The sequence below is a fragment of the Neisseria sp. GT4A_CT1 genome (assembly GCF_000227275.1).
In the GTDB taxonomy this organism is placed as follows: Bacteria; Pseudomonadota; Gammaproteobacteria; order Burkholderiales; family Neisseriaceae; genus Neisseria.
The window spans coordinates 129295-135842 of the sequence record NZ_JH164968.1; the positions used below are offsets into that span (position 1 = coordinate 129295).

Below are 6548 nucleotides of genomic sequence, written 5' to 3' on the forward strand. Positions count from 1 at the left end.
GTTTGAAGATACAAAAAAAAGCTGTCCGAACATCTTGCATGGTTTCAGACAGCTTTTTTCAGCGTTTTAGCCCACTTTATCCCCGGGCTGCGCGCCCGCATCGACATCGAGGAGCTTCAGTTTGCCCTCGGCTGTGGCGGCGGAGAGGATCATGCCTTCGGATACGCCGAATTTTGCCATTTTGCGCGGGGCGAAGTTGGCGACGGCGATGACCATGCGGCCGTTCAATTCGGCGGGGTTGGGATAAGACGCGGCGATGCCGGAGAAGATGATGCGTTTTTCAAAACCGAAATCGAGGTCGAATTTTAAGAGTTTGGTGCTGCCTTCGACGGCTTCGCAGTTCAATACTTTGGCGACGCGCATGTCGATTTTTATGAAGTCGTCGAAGCTCGCCTGCTCGGCGACTTTTTCGTATTTGCTGTCTTCAACAGGCGCGGGGGTCGTCTGAATGCTTTGTTTGTTGGCTTCGATTAAATCGTCCACTTGTTTTTGCTCCACTCGTTGCATTAAATGTTCGTATTTGTTGATGGCGTGTTCGCCTAGGGTTTCGCGCGTGTTCGCCCAGGTAATCGCGTCCAGATTGAGGAAACGCGCGGCGTTGGCGGCGGTTTGCGGCAACACGGGGGCGAGGTAGGCGGTCAGCATGGTGAAGGCGTTGATGAGTTCGCTGCATACTTCGTGCAGGCGTTCGTCTTGACCTTCCTGTTTGGCGAGTTCCCACGGTTTGTTGGCATCGACGTATTCGTTCACGGCGTCTGCCAATGCCATGATGTCGCGCAGGGCGCGGGCGTATTCGCGGTTTTCGTATTGCTCGGCTATGTTGTCGCTTTCGGCGGCGAGTTTTGCCAGCAATGCGCTGCCTGAAACGTCTTTCAGACGACCTTCAAAACGTTTGGCGATGAAACCTGACGCGCGGGCGGCGATGTTGACGTATTTGCCGACGAGGTCGCTGTTTACGCGGCTGATAAAGTCTTGCAGGTTCAAATCGATGTCTTCGATTTTGCTGTTGAGTTTGGCAGCGATGTAGTAGCGCATCCACTCGGGGTTCAGGCCTTGTTCCAGATAGGATTTGGCGGTGATGAAGGTGCCGCGCGATTTGGACATTTTTTGTCCGTCCACGGTCAGGAAGCCGTGTGCGTACACGCCGGTCGGAGCGCGGTGGCCGGAGAAATGCAGCATGGCGGGCCAGAACAGGGCGTGGAAATAGAGGATGTCTTTGCCGATGAAGTGGTACATCTCGGTTTGGCTGTCGGCTTTGAAGTATTCGTCGAAATCGACGCCGATGCGGTCGCACAGGTTTTTAAACGACGCCATGTAGCCGACGGGCGCGTCCAACCAGACGTAGAAGTATTTGCCCGGCGCGTCGGGGATTTCGAAACCGAAATACGGCGCGTCGCGGGAAATGTCCCAGTCGGACAGGGTGGTTTCTTCGCCTTCGCCCAGCCATTCTTTCATTTTGTTGAGGGCTTCGGCTTGCAGATGGGGCTTGCCGTCGTGCGGGTTGTTGCCGGAAGTCCATGCTTTGAGGAAGTCGGCGCATTCGCCCAGTTTGAAGAAGAAGTGTTCGGATTCGCGCAATTCGGGTTTGGCACCGGAAACGGCGGAATACGGGTTAATCAGTTCGGTCGGGGCATAGGTCGTGCCGCAGACTTCGCAGTTGTCGCCGTATTGGTCTTGGGCGTGGCATTTGGGGCATTCGCCTTTGACGAAGCGGTCGGGCAGGAACATTTGTTTTTCGGGGTCGAAAAGCTGCTCGATGACGCGGCTCTCGATTTTGCCGTTGGCTTTCAGCGCGCGGTAGATGTCTTGGGAAAACTGTTTGTTTTCAGGGGAGTGGGTGCTGTAATAATTGTCGTAGCCGATGAAAAAGCCGGTGAAGTCGGCGAGGTGCTCTTCGCGCACTTTGGCAATCATGTCTTCGGGCGCGATGCCTTGTTTTTGTGCGGCCAGCATCACGGGCGTGCCGTGGGTGTCGTCGGCGCAGCAGTAGTGGCACTCGTGGCCGCGCAGTTTTTGAAAGCGCACCCAAACGTCGGTTTGGATGTGTTCGACCATGTGGCCGAGGTGGATGCTGCCGTTGGCATAGGGCAGCGCGGAGGTAACGAGGATTTTGCGTGTCATGGTTTATGCTTGGGAAAACAATCATTAAAGATGGGGAATTATACCGTAAATCGTGCGGGCGAGACGGGGGAAAGGTCGTCTGAAAAGGGAATTCCGTGAAGCTGGAACAGGATGGGCAAAACGGGTTATAGTGGATTAACTTTAAACCAGTACGGCGTTGCCTCGCCTTGTCCTGATTTAGTTAATCCACTATATCTATGGCAAAAGGTCGTCTGAAACACAAAAATCGGTTTTCAGACGACCTTTTCGATAATCGGGACATACAGGCCGGACGGTAAGCCGGGTTCTGTCTCGGACAGTCATTCCTCTAGGCACACCATTACTGATGCGCTCTAGCAACCTACCCGAACGCTCGGCGAGCAGCGTCAATGCGTTCTGTTTGGTCTTGCTCCGGATGGGGTTTAGCCTGCTGCGCCTTGTTACCAAGTGCACGGTGCGCTCTTACCGCACCTTTTCACCCTTACCCGTGCCGCCCGAAGGCGGCCGTCGGCGGTATTGCTTTCTGTTCCACTTTCCGTCGCGTTTCCGCGCCCGGCCGTTAGCCGGCATCCTGCTCTGCGGAGCCCGGACTTTCCTCCCCGTATGCCTTACGCGATACGCGGCGACTGTCTGTCCGACCTGTATGAAGTGCGGATTATAACACAAGCAAATCACAACCGTTTGACCACCAAAAAAACCGCCTATCTAAAAATTTACCCATTTCGCAACATAAAAATTCAAATAAAATAAACTATTTATAAACAAAAAGTACCGTTCGTCAAATAAATGAATGACATGTTATAAAAAAGCCCATAAAATGAATATCACATAACTATTTTAAATATAAAAGTACATTACGATGAAAAACTATCCACATATCCTGTCTTACCTTGCCCTATCCTTACTTGCCGCCTGCGGAGGCGGAGGAGGAGGCGGTTCGCCGTCAACCGCCTCAAGCGATACCAACCAACCCAAAATAGAATGCAACGCCGAATGCCAAGCGGGACGTAAAGCCGCTGAAGAAGCTAAGGCTGAAACAGAGCGTAAAGCAGCCGAAGAAGCCGAGAAAGCCAAAGCGGAAGCAGAACGCAAAACGGCTGAGGAAGCTGAAAAAGCTAAAGTAGAAGCAGATCGTAAAGCCGTTGAAGAGGCTGAAAAAGCTAAAGCTGAAGCCGAACGTAAGGCTGCTGAAGAAGCCGAAAAAGCTAAAGCCCAAGCAAAACGCAAGGCTGCTGAAGAAGCTGAAAAAGCCAGAGTAGAAACAGAACGTAAAGCTGCTGAAGAAGCCGAAAAAGCTAGAGTAGAAGCAGAACGCAAAGCCGCTGAAGAAGCCGAAAAAGCTAAAGCTGAAGCGGAACGCAAGGCTGCTGAAGAAGCCGAACGCAAAGCCGCTGAAGAAGCTGAAAAAGCCAAAGCGGAAGCGGAACGCAAGGCTGCTGAAGAAGCCGAAAAAGCTAAAGCGGAAGCTGAACGTAAGACTGCTGAAGAGGCTGAGAAAGCCAAAGCCGAGGCTGAACGTAAAGCGGCTGAGGAAGCTGAAAAAGCTAAGGCGAAAGCCGAACGTAAAGCCGCCGAAGAAGCTGAAAAAGCTAAAGCAGAAGCAGAACGTAAAGCAGCCGAAGAAGCTGAAAAAGCCAAAGCTGAAGCTGAGCGTAAAGCGGCTGAAGAGGCTGCAAAAGCCAAAGCTGAAGCCGAACGCAAAGCCGCTGAAGAAGCTGAAAAAGCCAAAGCTGAAGCCGAACGTAAGGCTGCTGAAGAAGCCGAGAAAGCTAAAGCCGAGGCTGAACGTAAGGCTGCTGAAGAAGCCGAGAAAGCTAAGGCTGAGGCAGAACGCAAAGCCGCCGAAGAAGCTGAAAAAGCTAAAGCAGAAGCTGAGCGTAAAGCGGCTGAAGCTGTTGCAACCCAACAAATCGACGGCTATTACAGCAAAATTTCCCAATCAGGAATGGAAGGCGACGATATTTCCCATATCGGCGACATCAATATTCTTGAGGTGGACGGACAAAAAATCCCGCTGTTGCCTGAAACTGAGCCTCAAAGGGCTGAAGTATTCGGTAATGTGAACGAAAAATCTGTCTTGGTTGCCGCCACTCATCTGAAATACGGCCGCTACGGTTTTTATGGCTTGAAAAATGGAGATACTGACATCCATACATCGTATATGTTCTACCAAGGCGTTATTACTCCGGAAGCAGCGATGCCTCAAGAGGGTCAGGCTTTTTACCGCGGTTATGCGCTTTACAGCGATGTCGGACAAGCCAATACGTTCGGCAACTCCATCTTTATGGTGGACTTCGGTCGCAAATCCCTCTCCGGTGCGGTTTATTCCGAGAACGGTGAATTTGATGAAGTGAATCTGGAAGGTCAAATCGTCGGCAACCGCTTCTTCCATGTGGATGAGAAAGAACAAAAAATCATGTCGGGTATGTTCCTCGGCCCCCAAGCAGAAGAGCTTACCGGCCGATTCGATCATCTTCTGGAATCTAAAAACGGTACGTTTGGTGCCGCCGCTCTGAAAGAATGATTTTTACCGTATCATCAGCTCAAAAGGTCGTCTGAAAACTTGGAAATCAGGTTTTCAGACGACCTTTTTCCGTTCCCGCCCAAGAAGCAGCCCATAAAATGCTACAATACCGCTTTGATTTTTTGCCCGCATCATCATGAAAAAAGCCTCCAAATCCTTTGAAGAAGCCCTCGCCCGCCTCGAAACCCTGACCCAGTCGATGCAAAGCAGCGAAATGCCGCTGGAAGACGCTCTGGCAGCCTATCAGGAAGGCAACGAGCTGGTCAGATACTGCCAAACCAAGTTGGCGGAAGTCGAACAAAAGCTGCAAGTATTGGACGCGGGCGAACTGAAGGAGCTGAACCTTGAACCCGGCGAATGAATTGAAAGCATGGCAGCAAAAAGCCCAAGCGCAGACCGAATTGCTGCTGGAGCGTTTCCTGCCGTCTGAAAACCAAGTGCCGCACACGCTGCACGAAGCCATGCGTTACGTTACCCTCGGCGGCGGCAAACGGCTGCGCCCGCTCTTGGTGCTTGCCGCGTCCGAATTGGGCGATGCCGACCAAAACGCCGTCGAACAAGCCATGGCGGCGATTGAAATGGTGCATGTCTATTCCTTGGTCCACGACGACATGCCCGCAATGGACAACGACAGCCTGCGGCGCGGCAAACCGACCTGCCATGTGAAATACGACGAAGCCACCGCCCTCTTGGTCGGCGACGCGCTGCAAACCCAAGCCTTCGACGTATTGAGCCGTCCGACCGGACTGCCCGCCGAACGCCAAATCGCCATGTTGTCCACGCTCGCCAAAGCATCCGGCAGCCTCGGCATGGCGGGCGGACAAGCCATCGACCTTGCCAACGTCGGCAAAGCCATGAATCAGGCGCAGTTGGAGCAGATGCACAGCCTCAAAACCGGCGCCCTCATCCGCGCCGCCGTCGTATTGGGCGCACTTGCCTGCCCCGATTTGGATTCAGACGACGTCCGCACCTTAGACAACTACGCCGCCAAACTCGGCTTGGCTTTCCAAGTCATCGACGATGTGTTGGACTGCGAAGCCGACACCGCCACCCTAGGCAAAACCGCCGGCAAAGACAGCGACAACAACAAACCCACCTACGTCAAACTGATGGGTCTGCAAGCCGCCCGCACCTACGCCGAAACCCTGACCGCCGAAGCCGCCGCCCTGCTCGAACCCTTCGGCGCAAAAGCCCTGCATCTGCGGCTGCTGGCGGAATTTGTCACCGCGCGGAAAAATTAAACGTTTGAAATCATTTTTCTTTTTATACCGCTAAGACATCAAAGGTCGTCTGAAAAATCAGTTCCAAGATTTTCAGACGACCTTTTTGTATAGGGACGGCGTTTATAGTGGATTAAATTTAAATCAGAGCAAGACGAGGCAACGCCATACTGGTTTAAAGTTGATCCACTATAATGAATCATGCTTTTATTCAACGGGATAAATTGGGATTAAAATGTGGATAAGTTGTGCGCAAACAGTGGATTTTATAGGCGTTTTAACCGCCCTTCTGTTCCTGCAAACATCCGTTTTTATAGTCAATTAAAAACAAAATAGTACAATACTCAACTTTGAAGGTTTAACCATGGCATACTCTGCGGACTTAAGGAACAAAGCTTTAAACTATTACGAACAATGCAAAAACATCAGCCAAACCGCAGCAACGTTTAACCTGTCAAGAAACACGCTTTACCTGTGGATTCGCCTTAAAAAGCAAACAGGCAGCCTAAAACATCAAGTCACCGGTCTAAATGCCGTCAAATTGGATAGGCAAAAACTGGCTCAATATGTTGGGCAACACCCGGATGCCTATCTGCATGAAATCGCCAAACATTTTGATTGTACGGCAGCCGCCGTTTGCTATGCACTCAAACAGATGGGGATGACGCGCAAAAAAGACCACCACTTACAAAGAACAAGACCCA

At 51.8% G+C, this 6548-nt stretch carries 4 protein-coding genes, 1 other RNA gene and 1 pseudogene; 4 read left to right on the top strand and 2 right to left on the bottom strand.

Annotated elements, in window-relative coordinates:
• Nucleotides 1-66: 66 nt before the first annotated feature.
• Both metG and rnpB read right to left on the bottom strand, forming a co-directional pair.
• Nucleotides 67-2121: a methionine--tRNA ligase gene (gene metG, locus HMPREF1028_RS09360; RefSeq protein WP_009312552.1), complete on the bottom strand. Its 2055-nt coding sequence runs from the start codon at nucleotides 2119-2121 to the stop codon at nucleotides 67-69.
• A gap of 259 nt (nucleotides 2122-2380) precedes the next feature.
• An RNA gene (gene rnpB, locus HMPREF1028_RS12955) (RNase P RNA component class A) lies at nucleotides 2381-2742 on the bottom strand.
• 217 nt (nucleotides 2743-2959) lie between these two features.
• Between rnpB and HMPREF1028_RS13795 the strand changes: the two genes are divergently transcribed.
• From HMPREF1028_RS13795 to HMPREF1028_RS09380, 4 genes and pseudogenes are all read left to right on the top strand, one after another.
• Nucleotides 2960-4624: a transferrin-binding protein-like solute binding protein gene (locus HMPREF1028_RS13795; protein WP_009312553.1), complete on the top strand. Its 1665-nt coding sequence runs from the start codon at nucleotides 2960-2962 to the stop codon at nucleotides 4622-4624.
• 136 nt (nucleotides 4625-4760) lie between these two features.
• A complete protein-coding gene (locus HMPREF1028_RS09370; protein WP_009312554.1) occupies nucleotides 4761-4985 on the top strand; it encodes an exodeoxyribonuclease VII small subunit in 225 nt (74 codons plus the stop codon).
• Nucleotides 4969-5865, top strand: a complete 897-nt coding sequence (locus HMPREF1028_RS09375) for a polyprenyl synthetase family protein (protein ID WP_009312555.1) — start codon at nucleotides 4969-4971, stop codon at nucleotides 5863-5865. The genes HMPREF1028_RS09370 and HMPREF1028_RS09375 overlap by 17 nt, the downstream gene beginning before the upstream one ends.
• A gap of 343 nt (nucleotides 5866-6208) precedes the next feature.
• Nucleotides 6209-6548 (top strand): annotated as a pseudogene (locus tag HMPREF1028_RS09380) (IS630 family transposase); the annotation flags it as partial.